The sequence below is a fragment of the Pseudomonas sp. RU47 genome (genome assembly GCF_004011755.1).
Lineage (GTDB): Bacteria > Pseudomonadota > Gammaproteobacteria > Pseudomonadales > Pseudomonadaceae > Aquipseudomonas.
This window is the reverse complement of the sequence record NZ_CP022411.1, coordinates 5,663,351-5,683,959: the sequence shown is the minus strand read 5'-3', so window position 1 is coordinate 5,683,959 and position 20,609 is coordinate 5,663,351. Positions and strand designations below refer to the sequence as shown.

The window sequence follows — 20,609 nt, the reverse complement described above, 5'->3', positions numbered from 1 at the left end:
TTTACTCGCCGGTCGAAGCGCTCGGTGCGCCGGCGCGTTTGCGTTTGGAGCCACCGCTGCGGCGACGTTTGCGCGGAGCACCGCTGGCGTCATCACCTTTACCGCTGAGGTCGCGAATCATGTCGCGGCGCTCGCTGTCGTTGGCGTCCTGATAGTCGGTCCACCACTCGCCCAGGCCATCGGTCTCCTCGCCCGCGCTTTCACGCAGCAGCAGGAAGTCGTAGCCAGCGCGGAAACGCGGATTGTCCAACAACAGATCGGCGCGTTTGCCGCTGCGACGTGGCAGGCGTTCCTGCATGTCCCAGATCTCGCGGATCGGCATGGTGAAACGTTTCGGAATCGCGATGCGCTGGCACTGTTCGGCGATCAGCTCGTGGGCGCCTTCCTGCATGGCCGGGATCGGCGGCATGCCACGTTCTTGCAGGCGCAGCACGCGGGCCGGCAGGGCAGGCCACAGCAGCGCGGCAAACAGGAACGCCGGGGTTACCGGTTTGTTCTGCTTGATGCGCAGGTCGGTGTTGGTCAGCGCTTCGCTGATCAGCGTGTGGGTGTATTCCGGGTTGTGTTCCAGCGCATCGGCACTGGCCGGGAACAGCGGGGCGAACAGTTGCAGATCGACCAGCATTTCGAAGGTGATCGCGCCGTGGCCCGAGAGGAATAGCTTGAGCACTTCTTCGAACAGGCGTGCCGAGGGGATCTCGCGCAGCATCGGTGCCAGTTCACGGATCGGTTGCACGGTGTGCTTCTCGATGCCGAAGTTGAGCTTGGCGGCAAAACGCACGGCACGCAGCATACGCACCGGGTCTTCCTGGTAGCGCTGCTTCGGATCGCCGATCAGACGGATCAGGTGATTGCGGATGTCGTGTACGCCGTTGGCGTAGTCGAGTATGCGCTCGCTGACCGGATCGTAATACAGGGCATTGATGGTGAAGTCGCGGCGTTGCGCGTCTTCTTCCAGGGTGCCGTAAACGTTGTCGCGCAGAATCCGCCCGCTCTCGTTACGCGAAGACTGGTTGCTGTCCTCGTCGTCTTCGTTGACCGGGTGATTGGCGCGGAAAGTCGCGACTTCAATGATTTCGCGACCGAAATGGATATGCACCAGTTTGAAGCGGCGACCGATGATCCGCGCATTGCGGAATTCGGCACGGACTTGCTCGGGGGTGGCGCTGGTGGCGACGTCGAAATCCTTGGGCGTGATGCCCAGCAGCATGTCACGCACGCAACCGCCGACCAGATAAGCCTGGTAACCGGCACCTTGCAGGCGTTCGACGATATTCACCGCATAGCGGCTGAACTGCGTTTTCTGCAGCGAATGTTGACCGCTGTTGAGCACTTCAGGGGTGCTGCGGATGTGTTGCGTACGACGCACGGGAGTTCGGAATGACTGGAACAACTTCTTCAGCATGGGATGCACTGTTTGAAGGAATGTTCGGCCATACCAAAGAATGACCGCATGATGGGCGCAGATTCTAGCATTTAGTCGGGGGATGGTGTAGGACACGGCCGATTTGAGCTGCAAGCCGCAGGCTACAGGCATCGCGCGCGATAAAAATGGAGGATTTTGCCGGGGAGGAGAAACTACAAGGGGAGCCGAAGCTCCCCAAGAAGTAGTTGCGTGCTCTTTTTATTATTGATTCGGGCTTCTTGTTTTTGTTGAGTGCCCTCGCCACGAAGTGTTTCCTTCGTGACCCTCCCAATCGGGAGCCAAGAGCAAACGGATTGCTTTGGTCGCTGAATTGCAGTGATCTCTCGATCCAACCAGTACAGGCTCTGTCTTAGGACAGTTTTTATTGTTCTCGGCCTGGTCGTGGGGCAAGCCCCAAATACAACGCCTCTCCAAAAGAATCAGTTAGCTGCGCCTCTCGCCGTCTTGTTTTTATTGTGCGTGAGTCGATTCGTCTTATTTTTATTGTCTTGTGCATTGCTTGTTATTGTTCTTGTACTAAACATATAGCAGGGGCCGTGCCAACTTTTGCGAAACCCAATAAAACAAGGGGTTAGGTCGATATAACCGTTTTGTCGGGGCGAAAAAAAGCCGGGGTTTCGTTACCGATAACCCCGGCTTCTGTTACGTGAAAGGACTGAGGTAACAGTTTTTTCACATCCTCAAACGTTACCCGCACACTCGACAGGTAACGTTCAGCTCTCGCTGGCGACCCCGGTCTTGCGCCGTGGAATGCCCAGACGCTGACGGCGTTCCCACAGGCATTTACGGCTGACGCCCAGTTTGCGCGCCAGTTCGGTCTCGGTCATGTGGTCCTGATGCTCGAGGACGAAGTGCTGGAAGTAGTCTTCCAGCGACAGGTCTTCGGTCGGCTCATGGCTGCTGTTGCTGGCGTTACCCGCCGTTTGTGGCGGCAGGCCGATGAACTCGTCGTCTTCCAGATCGCTCAGTTCAATGTCGATGCCCAGCAGGTCGGCCGAGATTTCCGGGCTTTCGCTTAGAATCACCGCGCGCTCGACTGCGTTCTCCAGTTCACGCACGTTACCCGGCCAGGAATAATGCCGGATCGCCTGTTCGGCATCCGCGGCGAACTTCAGGTCGGTACGGTTGATGCGCGCACTCTGGCGAGCAAGGAAGGCGTTGGCGATTTCGTTGACGTCGGCGCCGCGCTCGCGCAGGGCTGGCAATTTCAGGGCGATCACGTGCAGGCGGTAATAAAGGTCTTCGCGGAACTGGCCGATTTTCGCCAGACTCTTGAGATCCCGGTGAGTGGCCGCGATCAGGCGTACATCGACCTTCTGCGACTGCACCGAGCCGACCCGGCGAATCTCGCCTTCCTGCAACACGCGCAGCAGGCGAGCCTGAGCTTCCAGCGGCAGTTCGCCGATTTCGTCGAGGAACAACGTGCCGCCGTCCGCCGCTTCGACCAGACCGGCACGCCCGGCGCTGGCGCCAGTGAACGCGCCTTTTTCGTGGCCGAACAATTCGGACTCGATCAGGCTTTCCGGAATGGCCGCGCAGTTCACCGAAATCATCGGCGCCTTGGCGCGTTTCGACAGGTTGTGCAGGGCGCGGGCCACCAGTTCTTTACCGGTGCCAGACTCGCCCTGGATCAACACATTGGAATCGGTCGGCGCGACCTTGCGGATCTTGCTGTACAGGTCCTGCATCGGCGGGCAGGAGCCGATGATGCCGATCTCGCCGTTGCTGTTGTCGACCGCGGATTTGCCGCTGCCGTTGGTCGTTTTCACTGCAACGGGCTCGCCGGCAGCAGGGGCCGATTGGCGATCACGCAGGATCCGCGCGACAGCCTGGAGCATTTCGTCGTGGTCGAAAGGCTTGGCGATGTAGTCCACCGCGCCCATCTTCATCGAGTCGACCGCCGAGCGCAGGCTGGCGTAACTGGTCATGATCAGCACCGGTGTGCCCTGGCCGAGCTTGATCAGCTCGGTGCCCGGCGCGCCCGGCAAACGCAGATCGCTGACGATCAGATCGAACGTAGGAATGGTGAAGCGTTCTTGTGCTTCCTGCACTGAACCGGCTTCGCTGACCTGATACTGGTTGCGTTCCAGCAGGCGGCGCAAGGCGGAGCGGATAATTGTTTCGTCTTCGACGATCAAAATGTGCGGCATTGATTCGATACTCTCGACGGTCTCAGTTCACAGCGGACGTCGCTTCGACATGACGCGGTAAGGTCACCCGGATACGGGTGCCGCGTTGGCTTTGTACATCAGCCGGGCTGTCGATGGTGATTTGTCCATAATGCTCTTCAACGATGGAATAGACCAGTGCAAGGCCCAGACCGGTGCCTTCGCCAGGATCCTTGGTGGTGAAGAAGGGTTCGAACAATCTATCCATGATGTTCTTCGGAATACCGCTGCCTTCGTCTTCGACGATCAGATCGACCGTGTGTTCGCCGGCTTCGCTCTTGACCCGTACCGCGCTGTGCGGCGGCGAGGCGTCGCGGGCGTTGGAGAGCAGATTGATCAAGACCTGGGCGAGTCGCTGCGGATCGCCTTCGACCCAGTGATCGGGATCGCACAGGTTGTAGAACTGCACTTCGAAATTGCGTCGGTTCAGCGCCAACAGGCCAATCGCATCCTGGGCGACTTCGGCCAGACAAACGGGCTCGTCGCTGTGCTGATGGCTGCCGGCGTGGGCGAAGCTCATCAGCGACTGCACGATGCGCGAGACGCGTTTGGTCTGTTCGAGAATCTGCCCGCTGATTTCCGTCAGTTCGCCGTCGTCTTCGCGTTCTTCGCGCAGGTTCTGCGCCAGACAAGCGATGCCGGTGATCGGGTTGCCGATTTCGTGGGCCACACCGGCCGCCAGGCGACCAATGCTGGCCAGGCGCTCGGAGTGCACCAGTTTGTCTTCGAGCATCTGCGTTTCGGTCAAATCTTCGACCAGTAACACCAGTCCGCTGTTACCCGGTGCCAACGGCTCATCGATCGCCGCTTTGTGCAGGTTCAGCCAGCGGGTCTGGCCGTCGAGGGCCAGATGCTGTTTGTGCAAATGCTCGTCGGGCAGGTTGATGAAACCCTGCAGCAATTCTTTCCACGGCTCACCAATGGTGCTCAGACGTGAACCGACCACGCGTTGTGCGGCGATCCCGGTGAGTTCTTCCATGGCCTTGTTCCACATCAGGATCTCTTGATCCTTGGCCAGCGAGCAGACGCCCATCGGCAGTTCCTGCAAGGTCTGGCGGTGGTATCGGCGCAGCGCATCGAGCTCGGCAGCCAAACCGGTGAGGCGCGAGTGGTAATCCTCGAGGCGGCTTTCGATGAAGTGGATGTCTTCGGTCACATAGTTTTCGCCGCCGGCCTTATAAGGCAGGAAGGTTTCCACCATGTCCTGCGCCACGCTCGGGCCCATCAGGCCGGAGAGGTTGGCTTCGATGCGATCGCGCAAACGGCGCAAGGCGTACGGGCGGCGTTCGTCGAATGGCAGATAAAGATCGCGCAGGGCCTGCTCGACTTCTTTCTGCGCAGCCTTGGCGCCTAACGGTTTCGCCAGTTGTGTGGCGAATTCCTGTGGCGAGGCCGCGTGCAGCTCACGCCGCTGCGGGCGACGGACGTTATCCACAGCGCAGGCTTCGGCGGCGCTGGCTTCTTCGGGGCTGGCGTTGGTGAACAGCGAGATCAGGGTGAACATCAATACGTTGGCGGCGAGCGAGGCGATGGCTGCCATGTGCCAACTGGTGTCGTCGAGCACGTAAATCATGTTCAGCAGCGGGATGTAGAAGCCCTGCAGATTGCCGACCAGCGGCAACAACATCGTCACCACCCAAACCAGAATCCCTGCCAGCAGACCGGCGATAAAACCCCGACGGTTGGCGGTCGGCCAGTACAGCACCGACAACACGCCGGGCAGGAATTGCAGGGTCGCCACAAACGCGACGATACCGAGGTTGGCCAGATCCTGCTCGGCGCCGAGCATCAGGTAGAAACCGAAACCGGCCATGATGATCGCGACGATCAGCGCCCGGCGAGTCCACTTCAACCAGCGGTAGATATTGCCTTCGGCCGGCGGCTGATAGAGCGGTAACACCAAGTGGTTCAGTGCCATGCCCGACAGCGCGAGCGTGGTCACAATGATCAATCCGCTGGCCGCCGACAGACCGCCGACATAGGCGAGCAATGCCAGCGGTTTGCTGTTGGCGGCTATGCCGATGCCGAGAGTGAAGTATTCCGGATTGGTCGTGGCGCCGAGTTTCAGGCCGGCCCACAAGATCAGCGGCACCGCCAGGCTCATCAGCAGCAGGAACAGCGGTAAACCCCAGCTCGCACTGACCAGTGAGCGCGGATTGAGGTTCTCGGTAAAAGTCATGTGATACATGTGCGGCATCACGATTGCCGAGGCGAAAAACACCAGCAACAACGTACGCCACGGGCCTTCCTGCAATGGCGTGTGCAGCGCGGCGAGGGCGGTCTGGTTTTGCAGCAGCCACAGTTCCAGTTGTTGCGGGCCGTCGAACACACCGTACAGCGCATACAGACCGACGCCGCCGAGGGCGATCAGTTTGATCACCGACTCAAAGGCTATCGCGAACACCAATCCTTCGTGCTTCTCGCGCGTAGCGATATGCCGGGAGCCGAAGAAAATCGTGAACAGAATGATCAGCGCACAAAACGCCAGCGCGACGCGGCTCTGGATCGGTTCGCCGGTGAGGATGCCAATGGAGTCGGCCACGGCCTGAATCTGCAGCGCCAGCAAGGGCAGCACGCCGATCAACATAAAGATCGTGGTCAGCGCGCCGGCCCAGGTGCTGCGAAAGCGAAACGCGAACAGATCGGCCAGCGACGATAATTGATAAGTGCGGGTGATCTTCAGAATCGGATAGAGCAGCACTGGCGCCAGCAGAAATGCGCCGGATACCCCGAGGTAACTGGACAGAAAGCCGTAGCCATACTGATAAGCCAGGCCGACCGTGCCGTAGAACGCCCACGCACTGGCGTAAACCCCCAGCGACAAGGTGTAGGTCAACGGGTGGCGAATGATCGCGCGCGGGATCATGCCCCGTTCGCTGATCCAGGCAACGCCGAACAGCACCGCCAGGTACGCGGCGCTGATCAGGATCATCTGGGTCAGGCTAAAGCTCATCGGCATCTTTTTGGCTCTGCAGGATGAAGGTCACGACAATCAGGATCAGCCAAAGCAGATAGGGGCGATACCAGGCGCCCGTAGCGTCGATCCACCAATCCATGATGGCGGGGGAAAACAGATAGATCCCCACGACTAAAAGCAGGACCAAGCGATAGATGTACATCCCGGCCTCTCTTTTTTATGCGCGTGCCCGAAAAAGTGCGGCGATGGTAACGGATGGGCGCACGACTGCAAGTGTCGTCATAGCAGTTGCGCCTCGGGCAGGGTCAGTGTGCGCGGGATCTTGCTGGCATCCCAGTGTGAGCTGCCCCACTTGAGTAACTCTTGCGGCGAAGCGTGGGCCAGTTCGGCGCCGGGGTTTTGCCCCAAGGCGCGCAGGGCTCGCAGTAACAATGGCGTGGCTTGATCCGCTTCAAGCGGCGGCGAGCGATAGGACTTGCCGAGCTTGTTGCCGTCCGGTTGGGTAATCAGCGGCAGGTGCAAGTAACGCGGCTGGCGCATTCCCAGCAATTCCTGCAGATAGAGCTGGCGCGGTGTCGAGTCGAGCAGGTCGGCACCGCGGACGATGTCGGTGATGCCTTGCCAGGCATCGTCGAGCACCACGGCCAATTGGTAGGCGTAGAGGCCGTCGCGGCGACGGATCACGAAATCGCCGACGTCGCGCCCCAGATGCTGGCGGTACTCGCCCTGGACGCGGTCGATGAAGTGATATTCCAGTTCAGGCACACGCAGGCGGATGGCCGCGTCCTGTTGATCGTGGCCGGCATTGCGGCACAGGCCAGGATAAATCCCGTTATACGGCTCCAGTTGTTTGCGCGAGCAAGTGCAGGCATAGGCCAGACCGTGATTGAACAGGCTGTCGAGCACTTCGGCGTAAGCAGCGTGCCGATCGCTCTGCCGCACCATGTCGCCGTCCCATTCGAAGCCATAGCTTTCCAGCGCCTTGAGGATTGCCGCTTGCGCACCGGGCTCTTCACGGGGCGGATCGAGATCTTCCATGCGTACCAGCCAGCGACCGCCGACCGAACGGGCGTCGAGGTAGGAGGCGAGGGCAGCGACCAGCGAACCGAAGTGCAGGTGGCCACTCGGGGTTGGGGCGAAGCGGCCGATGTAGGCGGGGGATTTCTTGGCAGTCATGAAGACGAAACTACTTTTCAGGCTATATGCAGGTCAACCTGTGGGAGCGAGCCTGCTCGCGAAAGCGTAGTGTCAGACGATTAAATGTTGAATGACACACCGCTTTCGCGAGCAGGCTCGCTCCCACAAAGGCAAAAGGCAAAAGGCAAAAGGCAGAAACAAAAACGGAGCGTTCGCACGCTCCGTTTTTCGTTCAGGTCGAGATTACTTGCCGACCTGCTTTTCCTTGATTTCCGCCAGGGTCTTGCAGTCGATGCACAGATCCGCAGTAGGACGGGCTTCGAGGCGCTTGACGCCGATCTCGATGCCGCAGGATTCGCACCAGCCGTATTCTTCGTCCTGGATCAGTTCAAGCGTCTTGTCGATCTTCTTGATCAACTTGCGCTCGCGGTCGCGGGCGCGCAGCTCGAGGGCGAATTCTTCTTCCTGACTGGCACGGTCGGCCGGGTCAGGGAAGTTGGCCGCTTCATCCTTCATGTGATCAACAGTACGGTCGACTTCCTGCATCAAGTCCTGTTTCCACTTGTTCAGGATCTTGGTGAAGTGCGCACGCATCGGGGCGCCCATGTACTCTTCACCGGCTTTCGGAACGTAAGGTTCGAAACCGCTGATCGTCGTTTGCTGCTGTTGCTTTGCTTGGGTGGGCATGAAATGGACCGCCTCTACTCTTGTAATCCATTGCGCAGGATTGCTCCATCACCGACACCTGCCGGCCCTGCGGCTGCAAGCGGGCGAACTTACCAGATCAAATCGGCCTGCGCTACTCCCGGATGTCGAGGCCCCGGCGGGTGGCGCTTGCAAATGTTTGGCAAGCCGTGTCTGGTGGTGTTGAAGACCTGTTCAATCACTGATTTTAGTCAATCCTGGAGCGTACGCTCATATCGTTACAGTCCAGCGTTCTTGAGGCTGTGACCGCTGCGGGTTCTCGCTCGTTCCGGCAGATGGGTAGAATCGTCTCTTTTTCCCTGCCGAAGGAAAACCAATGGCTCAGCCCTACAGTGCGCGCAGTCGTGCGATCGAACCGTTTCATGTGATGGCGCTGCTGGCGCGGGCCAATGAATTGCAGGCTGAAGGCCACGATGTGATCCATCTGGAGATCGGCGAGCCGGACTTCACCACCGCCGAGCCGATCATCCGTGCCGGGCAAGCGGCGCTGACGGCAGGCAAGACGCGCTACACCGCCGCGCGCGGCATTCCGGAGCTGCGCGAGGCGATTGCCGGGTTTTATCAATCGCGTTATGGCTTGAACATCGATCCACGACGGATTCTGATCACGCCGGGTGGCTCCGGTGCATTGCTGTTGGCTAGCGCGCTGCTGGTCGATCCCGGCAAACACTGGCTGCTGGCGGACCCGGGCTACCCGTGCAACCGGCACTTCCTGCGTTTGGTCGAAGGCGCGGCGCAGCTTGTTCCTGTAGGTCCGGACGTGCGCTATCAACTGACCCCGGATCTGGTCGAGCGCCATTGGGATCACGACAGCGTCGGCGCACTGGTCGCCTCGCCAGCCAACCCGACTGGCACGATTCTGACTCGCGATGAACTGGCCGGGTTATCCACAGCCATCAAGGCTAAGCATGGACATCTGGTGGTGGACGAGATCTATCACGGCCTGACGTACGGCACCGATGCCGCCAGCGTGCTGGAAGTCGATGACAACGCTTTTGTGTTGAACAGTTTCTCCAAGTATTTCGGCATGACCGGGTGGCGCCTGGGCTGGCTGGTGGCACCGGATGCGGCGGTCAGCGAGTTGGAAAAACTGGCGCAGAACCTCTACATCAGCGCGCCGAGCATGGCGCAGTACGCGGCGTTGGCCTGTTTCGAGCCGGACACCCTCTTGATTCTGGAAGAGCGCCGCGCGGAATTCGGCCGTCGTCGGGATTTCCTTCTGCCGGCCCTGCGCGAGTTGGGTTTCAACATCGCCGTGGAGCCTGAGGGCGCGTTCTATTTGTACGCCGATATCAGCCAGTTCGGCGGCGATGCCTTCGCGTTCTGCCGACATTTCCTCGAAACCGAACATGTCGCGTTCACGCCGGGGCTGGATTTCGGTCGCTATCAGGCCAGTCACCATGTGCGTTTTGCCTACACGCAAAACCTCCCTCGCCTACAGGAGGCGGTGGAGCGCATCGCACGTGGCTTGAAGAGCTGGCAAGGCTGATGCGCTTTTATCCCCCTCTGGAAGAGGCGCGACTGATCCGTCGTTACAAGCGTTTTCTCGCCGATATCGAAACCGTTGGCGGCGAGTTGCTGACCATTCACTGCCCGAACACCGGTTCGATGCTCAATTGTCAGGTCGAGGGCGGACAGGTCTGGTTCAGCCGCTCCAATGACCCGAAACGCAAATTACCGGGCACTTGGGAAATTGGTGAAACCCCGCAGGGCCGCTTGTTTTGCGTGAATACCGCCCGGGCCAACGGTTTGGTTGAGGAGGCGTTGCAGGCTGGCGTTATCACTGAGTTGAACGGCTTTACCGCGTTGAAGCGCGAAGTGGCCTACGGGCAGGAAAAAAGCCGCATCGATTTTCGCCTCGAATACCCAAGCGGCCCGGCATATGTGGAAGTGAAAAGCGTCACCCTGGGCTTCGACGGAACGGCAGTAGCGGCGTTTCCCGATGCCGTGACCCAGCGTGGCGCCAAGCATCTGCGTGAGCTGGCACATCTGGCTCGTGACGGGATCCGGGCGGTGCAGTTGTATTGCGTCAATCTGGGCGGAATTGAAGCGGTGCGACCGGCCGAGGAGATCGACTCGGCCTACGCCGAGGCGCTGCGTGAAGCGGTGGCGTGTGGTGTTGAAGTGCTGGCTTACGGCGTTCGCTTGAACCATGAAGAGATGGTCATCGACCGGCGTCTCGACGTGCTGCTCAACGGTTAAACATCGATCCACAAGCCTTGCGCGTCTTCCCGGCACGCAATGGCGGTGAGTGATTGCCCGGCGCAAGGCCCGGCGACGCATTCACCGTCCTCGATCAGAAACAGTGCGCCGTGGGTGGCGCACTGGATCAGGCTGTTGCTTGGGTCGAGAAATTGGTCGGGATGCCATTCAAGACCAACGCCCCGGTGCGGGCAGCGATTGAGATAAACGTACGCTTGCCCATTGCGGCGCACGGCGAACAGCTTGTTCCCGTCGACTTCAAAGCCACGGCTGGCCGCTTCGGCGAGTTCAGTGCCCGTGCAGAGAAACTTCATGGCTATCCTCTAATGTCCGCTCGTGTCTGGATATGTCCGAGCTTGACGTTTAAATGCAAACAATTATCAAATGGCGGCCTTCGTCCGCAGGGCGGCTGGCAGGGGCGAGGATACTTGGCCTGCCATCCGGATGCCCGGGAAAAACGTCTTTCAAGGAAGCTGTGTATGCGCCTGAGTACCCGCGTTGTTGTGCTGTGTGCCGGACTGTTCGTCAGCCATCAGGCTGCAGCGGCCGATTTGCCGCAACGTTGGGTCAGCGCCGGCGGTGCGCTGTCGGAATGGGTCAGTGCGTTGGGCGGCGAGTCGAAGCTGGTCGGCGTTGATACCACCAGCCAGCATCCGGAGTCGTTGAAGGCGCTGCCGAGCATTGGTTATCAGCGCAGCCTTTCCGCTGAGGGCATTCTCAGTCTGCGCCCGGACATTCTTATCGGTACCGAAGAAATGGGCCCGCCGCCGGTGCTGTCACAGGTCAAGGCCGCCAAGGTTCAGGTGGAGTTGTTCTCGGCTCAGCCGGATCTGCCGACACTGGAGAAAAACGTCACCCATCTGGGCCAGTTGCTCGGCACAGAAGCCCAGGCAAAGCAGCTACTGCAAAGTTATCAACAGCAACTCGATGCGCAGAAGGCACGGGTGGTTCAGGTGAAAACCAAACAAAAAACGCCGGGTGTGCTGTTGTTGCTCGGGCATGCCGGTGGCAAGCCATTGATCGCCGGCAAGGACACCGCTGCCGACTGGCTGCTGCAGCAGGCGGGCGGGCATAACCTGGCGACGCATACCGGTTACAAACCGTTTTCCGTGGAATCCCTCGCCAGTCTCGATCCTGAAGTGTTGGTATTCGCCGACCGTGCATTGACCGGAGACGCGGCGAAAGCGGCGCTGTTCAAGGAAAACCCGATTCTCAATTCAAGTCGCGCGGCCAAGGCCGGCCGAGTGCTGGAACTGGACCCGACCCTGTTGGTTGGTGGTCTTGGACCACGCTTGCCGGCAGCGCTGAAAACCCTGTCTGACGGTTTCTACCCGACCAAGAGCGGCCAATGACCACATTGGTCAAACCCCGTGGCTTGTTCATTGGCCTGACGCTTCTCTGTCTGCTGGCGATCTGGCTGTCATTGGCGCTGGGGCCGGTGAGCCTGCCGCTGTTCGATACGTTGCGCGCAGCGTTGCGCATGCTCGGCGTGCCGCTGGCGCCGGACGGTCTGGAGCAGGCTGAGCTGATCCTCGGGCAGATTCGTCTGCCGCGAACCTTGCTCGGGTTGGCGGTTGGCGGTGTGCTGGCGCTGTCCGGTGTGGCGATGCAGGGTTTGTTCCGTAATCCACTGGCGGATCCAGGGCTGGTGGGGGTTTCCAGCGGCGCAGCGCTGGGTGCGGCGATTGCGATTGTCGGTGGTTCGTTTTTTGGTGGCTTGCCGGAGTGGTTCGGGCCGTATCTGCTGTCGGCCTGCGCGTTCCTCGGCGGCCTCGGGGTGACGGCGCTGGTTTATCGCCTCGGTCGCCGTAACGGTCAGACCAATGTGGCGACCATGTTGCTTGCGGGTATTGCCCTGACCGCGCTGGCCGGTTCGGCGGTCGGCCTGTTCACTTATCTGGCGGATGACGCGACCCTGCGCACGCTGACGTTCTGGAACCTCGGCAGTCTCAACGGCGCCAGTTACGCGCGGCTGTGGCCCTTGCTGATCATCAGCGCCGGCGTGGCGTTGTGGTTGCCACGTCGCGCCAAAGCGCTGAATGCCTTGCTGCTCGGGGAGTCCGAGGCTGGGCATTTGGGCATTGATGTCGAGCGGCTCAAGCGTGAACTGGTGTTCTGCACGGCGCTGGGTGTTGGCGCAGCGGTGGCAGCAGCGGGCATGATCGGTTTTGTCGGGCTGGTGGTGCCGCACCTGGTGCGGTTGCTGGCGGGGCCGGATCACAAAGTGCTGCTGCCGGCATCGGTGCTGGCCGGGGCGAGTCTGTTGTTGCTGGCTGATCTGGTCGCGCGTTTGGCCTTGGCACCGGCGGAGTTGCCGATCGGTATTGTCACCGCGTTTATCGGTGCGCCGTTCTTCCTTTATCTGCTGCTGCGAGGACGCGCCTGATGTTGCGTGCGCAAAATTTGCACATCCAGCGTGGGCGCAAGGCAGTGCTCAGCGATGTAACGCTGCAACTTGAACCGGGCGAAGTGCTCGGTGTGCTTGGGCCGAACGGCGCTGGCAAAAGTACCTTGCTGGGCGCCTTGTGCGGTGAGTTGGCGGCGAGTGCGGGCGAGGTTTCGCTCGACGGGCAGGCATTGAGTCAATGGTCTGGCCCGCAGCGTGCGCAACGATTGGCGGTGTTGCCACAAGTGTCGACCCTGGATTTCGCCTTTCGCGTTGAAGAAGTGGTCGGCATGGGCCGCTTGCCTTATCAAAGCGGTCGGGTGCGTGACGACGAAATCATCGCGGCGGCTTTGGCCGCGGCGGATGCCGGACACTTGAGCGGGCGCAGTTATCTGGCGCTGTCCGGTGGCGAACGGCAGCGTGTGCATCTGGCGCGGGTGCTGGCGCAATTGTGGCCGGGTCAGACCGGGCAGACGTTGCTGTTGGATGAGCCGACTTCGATGCTTGATCCGCTGCATCAGCACACGACGCTGCAGGCTGTGCGCGAGTTTGCCGATCGTGGCGCGGCGGTGTTGGTGATCCTGCATGATCTGAATCTGGCGGCGCGTTATTGTGATCGCATTCTGCTGCTTGAGGGCGGGCGGCCGGTGGCGTTGGATACACCGCAGCAGGTTTTGCGTCCGGACACGCTCCAAGCCGTATTCGGTCTCGAAGTGTTGGTGCAGCCGCACCCGGAGCGTGGGCATCCGCTGATTATCGCCCGCTGACTGAACATCGAGGTGATGGCATGCGTGTGTTGTGGCTGTTGGCGGTGGTGTTGCTTGCGGGGTGTCAGCATGCTGTGCCGCCACCGCCGGTCAGTGGCGAGATTCGCGATCTGCACAGCGGTGAGGTGCTGACGGCGCAGCAGTTGCTGACGCGTCTTGTCGAGTCTGAACGGCTGATTATCGGTGAACAGCATGACAACGCCGATCATCACGCAGCGCAATTGTGGTTGTTGCGCTCGCTCGGTGAGCAGCGGCCGCAAGGTAGCCTGCTCCTGGAAATGCTCACGCCAGATCAGCAGCCTCGCGTTGATCTAGTGCGCCAGGCGACAACGCCACCCGCTGACCTCCCTGGCGCATTGGCTTGGCAGGATGGCTGGGACTGGAACCTTTATGGCCCGATCATTCGTTTCGCCCTTACGCAAACTTTTCCGCTGCTGGCGGCCAATCTTGAAAGCAGCGAAATCCGCGCCTTTTACCGCAATCCTCCCGTTATGAACGGTGCGTACAGTAACGTGCCGTCGGTGAAAGAAACGCTGCTGGAACAGATCGCAGAATCTCACTGCGGTTTACTGCCTGAATCACAGATGCCGGCGATGCTCGCCGTTCAGCAACAGCGTGATCGGCGGATGGCCGAACGCATGTTGGCTGCACCGAAACCTGCTCTGTTGCTGGCCGGTGCGTGGCATGCGCGCAAGGATGTTGGCGTGCCGCTGCACGTTGTGGATTTGGGCGCCACTGAGTCACCGACAGTGCTGATGCTGGCAGAGCAGGGCGGCGAAGTGACCGCGGTGATGGCTGATTACGTTTGGTATACGCCTGCTACACCAAAGCAGGATTACTGCGAGCAGATGCGCAAACAGTTCGGCAAATGACTTTTCTACAGGCAAAAAAAAGACCCGGTAAAAACCGGGTCAAATAACCGTGATTAGCCTGATGAGGAGATAATCTGAGAGTCCGAACCAAGGGCTTTTCAGAATATCGACTGATCTCGCGACCAGTTGTGATAATCATAGCGATTCTCATTACCGCGTCAACAACTGTTTTCTCATTTCTTTGAATTAGACTTGGAAATGGCCGCAATGGCTCGAAAACAAGGGGCGTGGCCTTAGCTTTTGTTTGCGCTCAATTGGGTGACTTGCTTGTTCAGTTGGCCGATTCGTCGGGCCATGCTCTCGATCAGGCTGTGTGCGATCTTTGGATTGGTGCGGGTCATGCTCAAGAATTGCTCACCGGGAATCAGCATCACCGTACTTGGCTCCCGGGCAATGACCGTGGCATTGCGCAGCTCGCCGGTAAACACGGCCATGGCCCCGAAAATCTCGTCCTTGGCCACGTCTCCCACCTTAAGTCCGTCCACAAACGCCTCGGCATGCCCATCGATGATCACAAACACATGGTCAGCAGCGTCACCCTGGTTGATCAGTGTTTCCCCCGCCTCAACCCGTTTAAAACCGTTGGTACTGCGAAACTCTCGCGGCTTCAGTTCCGCGACAGCATGGGCAAGGATCGCCACTTGCCCCAGCAGATACTCGAGAAACTGTTCTGCCCGACGAGAGTCAGCAAATAAATGCTGGAAGACTTCCGGACGTCGATAGGGCGTCAAACGTAACGTGCCCTCACTGCATAAGCGGCAATCCGTCCAGTCGTCTCCCTGCTGAAGGCCGATCACATCGCCCTCCTGCCAATAAAACAGTGGCCGGGTTCCGATGCAGCCATTGATCACACCGTCATTGAGCAGAAACAACTGATCAGCGGGTAACTGCGGTATCAGATCGTCCGTCGCTTCAAGTTGCAGAACCGGCCCGCAAGGCAACAGATCGCGCAGCCACAGCGCGGGCAAGCTCTGCAAACGGTTGATCAAGGCATCGACGTGAGCCGATTGTTCCCCCAGTAAATACATGACGGTCTATGCCCGTTCAGTTCTTGTGGCGCGAGGAGATGGCTTCAAGCTGTTTGTTCAGGGCGTCCTTGCGTTCGGCGGGGATGTCGTTCCAGTGCACATCCATCAGCGCGCCTTCGATCGCATACAACAACACCTTCGATGCGCGAAACCCGCGGGTACGCACGGCCCGGTAGGCGTCCACCGCGCCCAGGCGACGCAAGTCGGAGGCGCTGTGGATGCCCACGGCATGCAGCCATTGCGCCGACGTCTTGCCAAGATTCTTCAGGTGTTGCAGTTCATCATTCATCAAGCCTCCTTGCGACGGCCGAATGGTGCGTGGGCGAGCTTCTCAGGAGTGTAGCCATCAGTAGGAAAAGCGTGGTTGTTTGGTCGGATTCAACGCAAACGCTTCTAAGAAAAGGGCTGCGAACGCAGAAAGGAGGGGGAAACACACATATCAATGTAGGAGTGAGCCTGCTCGCGATAGCGGACTGCCAGGCACAAATGTGTTGAATGTTAAACCGCTGCCGCGAGCAGGCTCACTCCTACAGGGGCAGGCGCTAGATGGTTATATCAGCGGGTGCGATAACGCAACCGCGTACCGAAATTCATCGACATCAGAATCTCGTCGGCACTCAGCTCCGGCGGGAAGTACGCCCCGGAAATCTGCGCATGGGCCAGGCTTGCACCTTCCAGCGATGCGTTACGGAAATCGATGCCGCGCAAATCGGCGGATCGGAAGTACGCGTCCCGGAAATCCACGCCATCGGCATTCAGTTCACGCAGATCGAGACCACGGAAATCGCCACCGACCATATCGATCGGGCCGTCCTGTGCACGCTCCTTGTTGAAGCCTGTGATGTCGTCTTTGTGCAGCAAGGCATACAGCGGGGTGTCGAGAAGTTTCGGCTGGCTCATGTCATATCACCGTTGGTTTTATGACGCCAGTATAGTGCCACTATTTGACGGCCGTGAAGCAAGCGAGGGCTTCACGGCCGAAATAGTTTCTTACAGGCCCGGCAAGCGCTGACGGATCTGCGCGACCACGGTGTCCAGGGTTCCGGATTCATTGGTCTGCACGCGTTTGCTGCGCAGAATTTCTTCTGGTGTCAGCGCTTCGCGGTTGGCCTGCTGCGCTTCGATCACGGCCAGTGTGGCGTCGGACGGATCCTGTTTGTCCGCCTGACGAATCGCCAGCCAGCTCTCGATCACCGCTTGCGGCGCGTTGCAGTCGAGGATCAGGAACGGCGTGCCGGTGGCTTCGGCGATCTTCGCCGCGTTGTCGCGTTGTTCGCGTTTGAGGTAAGTCGCGTCGATCACCACCGGGAAACCGGCGTGCAGGATCACTTCCGCGATCTCATGCAGACGCGCATAAGTGGCGGCGCTGGCGTCGGCGCTGTAAATGCCGGCCTGCACATCATTGGCAACAGTCTGCTCACCGAACAGACGCTTGCGTTCTACGTCCGAACGCAGACGAATCGCGCCCAGCGCTTCGACCAGGCGCATGGCCACGTGGCTCTTGCCGACAGCGGAAACGCCGTGAGTGATCGCCATGAAACGCGAAGGAATGGTGCTGTAGCTTTCGGCCAGGTTGGCGTAGTTGCGGTATTGGCGCAGGGTGGTGGCGCGCTGCACCGGGGACGCGTCCGCCGGCATGCTGAACAGTGCAACCTTGGCGCGAACCAGTGCGCGGTAGGCTTTATAGAAGTTCAGCACTTCCAGACCTTGATAATCGCCGGTCTGCTCCAGGTATTGGCTGATGAAGCGGCGAGCCAGGGATTTCAGGCCACGGTCTTCCAGGTCCATCGCGAGGAAACCGGTATCGGCCCAGACGTCGGTGAAGCGGAACGGTTCGTTGAACTCGATGCAGTCGAAGATCACCACTTTGCCGTCAATGACCGTGGCGTTGCCCAGGTGGATATCGCCGTGGCACTCACGGGTGAAACCTTCGGCCTTGCGTTGCGCGAACAGTGGCTTGAGACGCTCGAAGCTGCTTTCGGCCCAGGCTTTCAGTGCATCGAGTTGCAGCAGATCGTTTTTGTCGCTGAGGAACGGCAGGATCTGCTCGAAGTTTTGCGAGACCGGCGCCATCACACTGTCCGGGGTGCCTGCGTCGTGTTCGGCGGGGACTTTTGGCGCCGTGAGGTGGAAGTGAGCGATCTGCTGCGCCATCTCGTCGATGTGCTGGGTGGTCAGCTCGCCGTTGGCTTGCAGGGTGCTGAGCAAACCGGTCTGCGGAAACTGGCGCATTTTCAGCACATATTCGATGGCCGGGCCGTCGCCGCCCAGTTGCGGTGCTTCAACGCTGCCAGTTACCGGCAACACTTCCAGATACAAATCATCAGTCAGGCGCTGGTTCAGACGCAGCTCTTCAGCGCAGAAATGTGCGCGTGATTCGAGGCCGGTGAAGTCGAGGAAGCCGAAGTTAACCGGTTTTTTCACTTTATAAGCGAAGGGACCGGTGAGGATCACCCACGAGATATGCGTTTCGATGACCTGAAACCCTTCGACAGGGTGCGGGTAGAGGGCCGGGTTTTGCAGGGCAGCGATCAGTGACTGGCTCACGGGCGATCCTTCAGAGACTGGGGGAAATTCGAGGTCGCCATTATGGCCGCTCGCCAGCCTGACGCAAACCTCGGAGCGCTCCTGTTGAGTATGAATAAAGTGCGTATAATCCGCCGCCATGACTCGAACTCGATCCCCCCGTACCAAGAAAAAACCACCCTCCAAGGGCCTCAGCCCATGGTTGAGCTGGGCCATTAAACTCAGTCTGGTCGGCCTTGTGGTGCTGGCCGGCTTCGCCGTTTACCTCGATGCCGTGGTGCAGGAGAAGTTCTCCGGCAAGCGCTGGACCATCCCGGCCAAGGTTTACGCGCGGCCGCTCGAGCTGTTCGTCGGACAAAAGCTCAGCAAGGACGACTTCCTTACCGAACTCGATGCCCTCGGCTATCGCCGCGAAGCCGTGAGCAATGGCCCCGGCGCCGCAGCCGTCAGTGGCAATACGGTCGATCTGAATACCCGTGGCTTCCAGTTCTATGAAGGCCTGGAAAAACCGCAGCCGGTGCGCGTGCGTTTCTCTGGTGATTACGTCGCTGAGCTGTCGGCGACCAACGGGTCGAAGCTGTCCGTGGTGCGCCTTGAACCGCTGATGATCGGCGGCATTTATCCGAAAAATCTCGAAGACCGCATTCTGATCAAACTCGATCAGGTGCCGCCGTATCTGCTCGAAACCCTGATCGCTGTCGAAGACCGCGACTTTTATAGCCACTGGGGCGTGTCGCCGAAGTCGATTGCCCGCGCAGTCTGGGTTAATACCTCTGGCGGCAAGATGACGCAGGGCGGCAGTACGCTGACCCAGCAGTTGGTGAAAAACTTCTACCTGACCAACGAACGCAGCCTGAGCCGCAAGCTCACCGAAGCGATGATGGCGATGCTGCTGGAACTGCATTACGACAAAAAGGAAATCCTTGAGGCCTACCTCAATGAAGTCTTTGTCGGCCAGGACGGTCAACGTGCGGTGCACGGCTTCGGTCTGGCCAGCCAGTTCTTCTTTGGCCAGCCATTGTCCGAGCTGAAGCTGCATCAGGTGGCGATGCTGGTCGGCATGGTCAAAGGTCCGTCCTACTACAACCCGCGTCGCAATCCTGAGCGCGCGCTGGAGCGGCGTAACCTGGTGCTCGATGTGCTTGAGCAGCAAGGCGTGGCGACGGCCGAACAGGTCGAAGCGGCGAAGAAAATGCCACTGGGTGTGACCACGCGCGGCAAGCTCGCCGACAGCTCGTTCCCCGGCTTCATCGATCTGGTCAAGCGCCAGTTGCGTGAAGACTACCGCGACGAAGACTTGACCGAAGAAGGCCTGCGCATCTTCACCAGCTTCGACCCGATCCTGCAGATGAAAGCCGAGGCGTCGGTCAACGACACCTTTAAGCGTCTGTCCGGGCGTAAAGGCTCCGATGATGTCGAAGCGGCGATGGTCGTGACCAATCCGGAAACCGGTGAAGTCCAGGCGATGATCGGCAGCCGTCAGGCCAGTTATGCCGGTTTCAACCGCGCACTGGACGCGGTGCGGCCGATCGGTTCGTTGATCAAACCGGCGGTTTATCTGACCGCGCTGGAAAAACCGAGCCAGTACACACTGACCAGTTGGCTGTCCGACGATCCGTTGTCGGTCAAAGGCGCGAACGGTCAGGTGTGGAAACCGCAGAACTATGACCGCCGCTCCCACGGTACCGTGTTCCTCTATCAAGGCCTGGCGCATTCCTACAACCTGTCGACCTCGCGTCTGGGTCTGGAAGTCGGCGTGCCTAACGTGCTCAAGACCTTGGGTCGTCTGGGCGTGACGCGTGAGTTCCCGGCATTCCCGTCGATGTTGCTGGGCGCCGGTGGCATGACCCCGATCGAAGTCGCGACCATGTACCAGACGCTGGCCAACGGTGGTTTCAATACGCCGATGCGCGGGATTCGCAGCGTGCTGACCGCTGAGGGCGAACCGCTCAAGCGTTATCCTTTCCAGATCGAACAGCGTTTCGATCCGGCGTCCATCTATCTGATCCAGAACGCCATGCAGCGCGTGATGCGTGAAGGTACCGGCAGCTCGGTTTATAACGTGCTGCCCAAGACTCTGACACTGGCCGGCAAAACCGGTACCAGTAACGATTCCCGTGACAGCTGGTTCGCCGGTTTCAGTCAGGACTTGCTGGCAGTGGTCTGGCTGGGCCGCGATGACAATGGCAAGACGCCGTTCACCGGTGCCACTGGTGCGCTGCAGGTCTGGACCAGTTTCATGCGCAAGGCCGATCCGCTGCCGCTGGACATGCCGCAACCGGACAACGTCGTGCAGGCATGGGTCGATTCGCGTACCGGGCAGGGCTCCGATGCCAACTGCCCGGGGGCGGTACAGATGCCGTATATTCGCGGCAGCGAACCGCCACCCGGCGCTGCCTGTGCAAGCGAAACGCCTGCTTCCGGCGAGTCGGTGATGGATTGGGTCAAGGGCTGGATGAATTAAGCAAAGAGGGT

Annotated in this window: 18 protein-coding genes; 7 read left to right on the top strand and 11 right to left on the bottom strand. The window is 59.8% G+C overall.

Annotation, left to right across the window (positions count from 1 at the left end):
- Position 1: 1 nt before the first annotated feature.
- The 6 genes from CCX46_RS25900 to dksA form a co-directional block, all read right to left on the bottom strand.
- A complete protein-coding gene (locus CCX46_RS25900; protein ID WP_127929804.1) occupies positions 2-1,405 on the bottom strand; it encodes a polynucleotide adenylyltransferase PcnB in 1,404 nt (467 codons plus the stop codon).
- 734 nt (positions 1,406-2,139) lie between these two features.
- Positions 2,140-3,576 carry a sigma-54-dependent transcriptional regulator gene (locus CCX46_RS25890; RefSeq protein ID WP_127929802.1) on the bottom strand — a complete coding sequence of 479 codons (1,437 nt, stop codon included), beginning with the start codon at positions 3,574-3,576 and terminating at the stop codon, positions 2,140-2,142.
- A 22-nt stretch (positions 3,577-3,598) separates the two neighbouring features.
- Positions 3,599-6,553, bottom strand: a complete 2,955-nt coding sequence (locus tag CCX46_RS25885) for a sensor histidine kinase (RefSeq protein WP_162483053.1) — start codon at positions 6,551-6,553, stop codon at positions 3,599-3,601.
- A complete protein-coding gene (locus tag CCX46_RS25880; protein WP_003176118.1) occupies positions 6,537-6,713 on the bottom strand; it encodes a hypothetical protein in 177 nt (58 codons plus the stop codon). The genes CCX46_RS25885 and CCX46_RS25880 overlap by 17 nt, the downstream gene beginning before the upstream one ends.
- Positions 6,714-6,790: 77 nt before the next feature.
- On the bottom strand, positions 6,791-7,687 hold the full coding sequence (gluQRS, locus tag CCX46_RS25875) for a tRNA glutamyl-Q(34) synthetase GluQRS (protein ID WP_127929801.1): 897 nt from the start codon (positions 7,685-7,687) through the stop codon (positions 6,791-6,793).
- A 204-nt stretch (positions 7,688-7,891) separates the two neighbouring features.
- Complete coding sequence (gene dksA, locus CCX46_RS25870; RefSeq protein ID WP_064118688.1) at positions 7,892-8,335, bottom strand: RNA polymerase-binding protein DksA; 444 nt, start codon at positions 8,333-8,335, stop codon at positions 7,892-7,894.
- 334 nt (positions 8,336-8,669) lie between these two features.
- Between dksA and CCX46_RS25865 the strand changes: the two genes are divergently transcribed.
- The gene (locus CCX46_RS25865; RefSeq protein ID WP_127929800.1) at positions 8,670-9,842 is read left to right on the top strand and encodes a pyridoxal phosphate-dependent aminotransferase; all 1,173 of its coding nucleotides are present in this window, start codon (positions 8,670-8,672) and stop codon (positions 9,840-9,842) included.
- Positions 9,842-10,555, top strand: coding sequence for a DNA/RNA nuclease SfsA (sfsA, locus tag CCX46_RS25860; protein WP_127929799.1), 714 nt, complete (start codon positions 9,842-9,844; stop codon positions 10,553-10,555). Before CCX46_RS25865 ends, sfsA begins: the two co-directional genes overlap by 1 nt.
- Here sfsA and CCX46_RS25855 read toward each other — a convergent pair.
- Positions 10,552-10,869, bottom strand: coding sequence for a Rieske (2Fe-2S) protein (locus CCX46_RS25855; RefSeq protein WP_127929798.1), 318 nt, complete (start codon positions 10,867-10,869; stop codon positions 10,552-10,554). The genes sfsA and CCX46_RS25855 overlap by 4 nt on opposite strands.
- A 165-nt stretch (positions 10,870-11,034) precedes the next feature.
- On the opposite strand from CCX46_RS25855, the gene CCX46_RS25850 reads away from it, so the two are divergent.
- Genes CCX46_RS25850 through CCX46_RS25835 form a run of 4 tightly spaced genes read left to right on the top strand, consistent with a single transcriptional unit; the run spans position 11,035 to position 14,580 of the window.
- Positions 11,035-11,907: a heme/hemin ABC transporter substrate-binding protein gene (locus tag CCX46_RS25850; RefSeq protein WP_127929797.1), complete on the top strand. Its 873-nt coding sequence runs from the start codon at positions 11,035-11,037 to the stop codon at positions 11,905-11,907.
- A 50-nt stretch (positions 11,908-11,957) separates the two neighbouring features.
- Positions 11,958-12,941 (top strand): FecCD family ABC transporter permease, encoded by a 984-nt coding sequence (locus CCX46_RS25845; protein WP_177413920.1) that lies wholly within the window; start codon positions 11,958-11,960, stop codon positions 12,939-12,941.
- Entirely contained in the window at positions 12,941-13,708 is a 768-nt protein-coding gene (locus CCX46_RS25840) for a heme ABC transporter ATP-binding protein (RefSeq protein WP_127929796.1), read from the top strand. The genes CCX46_RS25845 and CCX46_RS25840 overlap by 1 nt, the downstream gene beginning before the upstream one ends.
- Positions 13,709-13,728: 20 nt before the next feature.
- Positions 13,729-14,580 carry a ChaN family lipoprotein gene (locus CCX46_RS25835; protein ID WP_127929795.1) on the top strand — a complete coding sequence of 284 codons (852 nt, stop codon included), beginning with the start codon at positions 13,729-13,731 and terminating at the stop codon, positions 14,578-14,580.
- A 233-nt stretch (positions 14,581-14,813) separates the two neighbouring features.
- Here the strand turns inward: CCX46_RS25835 and CCX46_RS25830 are convergent, their stop codons facing one another.
- From CCX46_RS25830 to CCX46_RS25815, 4 genes are all read right to left on the bottom strand, one after another.
- Entirely contained in the window at positions 14,814-15,608 is a 795-nt protein-coding gene (locus CCX46_RS25830; protein ID WP_127929794.1) for a Crp/Fnr family transcriptional regulator, read from the bottom strand.
- A gap of 16 nt (positions 15,609-15,624) precedes the next feature.
- Positions 15,625-15,897: a TfoX/Sxy family protein gene (locus tag CCX46_RS25825; protein WP_003228231.1), complete on the bottom strand. Its 273-nt coding sequence runs from the start codon at positions 15,895-15,897 to the stop codon at positions 15,625-15,627.
- A 266-nt stretch (positions 15,898-16,163) separates the two neighbouring features.
- Entirely contained in the window at positions 16,164-16,508 is a 345-nt protein-coding gene (locus tag CCX46_RS25820) for a pentapeptide repeat-containing protein (RefSeq protein WP_127929793.1), read from the bottom strand.
- 90 nt (positions 16,509-16,598) lie between these two features.
- Positions 16,599-18,155 carry a bifunctional aminoglycoside phosphotransferase/ATP-binding protein gene (locus CCX46_RS25815; protein ID WP_095121812.1) on the bottom strand — a complete coding sequence of 519 codons (1,557 nt, stop codon included), beginning with the start codon at positions 18,153-18,155 and terminating at the stop codon, positions 16,599-16,601.
- A gap of 118 nt (positions 18,156-18,273) precedes the next feature.
- Between CCX46_RS25815 and mrcB the strand changes: the two genes are divergently transcribed.
- A complete protein-coding gene (gene mrcB / locus CCX46_RS25810) occupies positions 18,274-20,598 on the top strand; it encodes a penicillin-binding protein 1B (RefSeq protein ID WP_127929792.1) in 2,325 nt (774 codons plus the stop codon).
- The last annotated feature ends 11 nt before the right edge of the window (positions 20,599-20,609 follow it).

Excerpts from the sequence above, each read along its gene's own strand:
- CCX46_RS25900 (WP_127929804.1), bottom strand. The coding sequence starts at position 1,405 with ATGCTGAAGAAGTTGTTCCAGTCATTCCGAACTCCCGTGCGTCGTACG.
- CCX46_RS25890 (WP_127929802.1), bottom strand. The coding sequence starts at position 3,576 with ATGCCGCACATTTTGATCGTCGAAGACGAAACAATTATCCGCTCCGCC.
- CCX46_RS25885 (WP_162483053.1), bottom strand. The coding sequence starts at position 6,553 with ATGCCGATGAGCTTTAGCCTGACCCAGATGATCCTGATCAGCGCCGCG.
- CCX46_RS25880 (WP_003176118.1), bottom strand. The coding sequence starts at position 6,713 with ATGTACATCTATCGCTTGGTCCTGCTTTTAGTCGTGGGGATCTATCTG.
- gluQRS (WP_127929801.1), bottom strand. The coding sequence starts at position 7,687 with ATGACTGCCAAGAAATCCCCCGCCTACATCGGCCGCTTCGCCCCAACC.
- dksA (WP_064118688.1), bottom strand. The coding sequence starts at position 8,335 with ATGCCCACCCAAGCAAAGCAACAGCAGCAAACGACGATCAGCGGTTTC.
- CCX46_RS25865 (WP_127929800.1), top strand. The coding sequence starts at position 8,670 with ATGGCTCAGCCCTACAGTGCGCGCAGTCGTGCGATCGAACCGTTTCAT.
- sfsA (WP_127929799.1), top strand. The coding sequence starts at position 9,842 with ATGCGCTTTTATCCCCCTCTGGAAGAGGCGCGACTGATCCGTCGTTAC.
- CCX46_RS25855 (WP_127929798.1), bottom strand. The coding sequence starts at position 10,869 with ATGAAGTTTCTCTGCACGGGCACTGAACTCGCCGAAGCGGCCAGCCGT.
- CCX46_RS25850 (WP_127929797.1), top strand. The coding sequence starts at position 11,035 with ATGCGCCTGAGTACCCGCGTTGTTGTGCTGTGTGCCGGACTGTTCGTC.
- CCX46_RS25840 (WP_127929796.1), top strand. The coding sequence starts at position 12,941 with ATGTTGCGTGCGCAAAATTTGCACATCCAGCGTGGGCGCAAGGCAGTG.
- CCX46_RS25835 (WP_127929795.1), top strand. The coding sequence starts at position 13,729 with ATGCGTGTGTTGTGGCTGTTGGCGGTGGTGTTGCTTGCGGGGTGTCAG.
- CCX46_RS25830 (WP_127929794.1), bottom strand. The coding sequence starts at position 15,608 with ATGTATTTACTGGGGGAACAATCGGCTCACGTCGATGCCTTGATCAAC.
- CCX46_RS25825 (WP_003228231.1), bottom strand. The coding sequence starts at position 15,897 with ATGAATGATGAACTGCAACACCTGAAGAATCTTGGCAAGACGTCGGCG.
- CCX46_RS25820 (WP_127929793.1), bottom strand. The coding sequence starts at position 16,508 with ATGAGCCAGCCGAAACTTCTCGACACCCCGCTGTATGCCTTGCTGCAC.
- mrcB (WP_127929792.1), top strand. The coding sequence starts at position 18,274 with ATGACTCGAACTCGATCCCCCCGTACCAAGAAAAAACCACCCTCCAAG.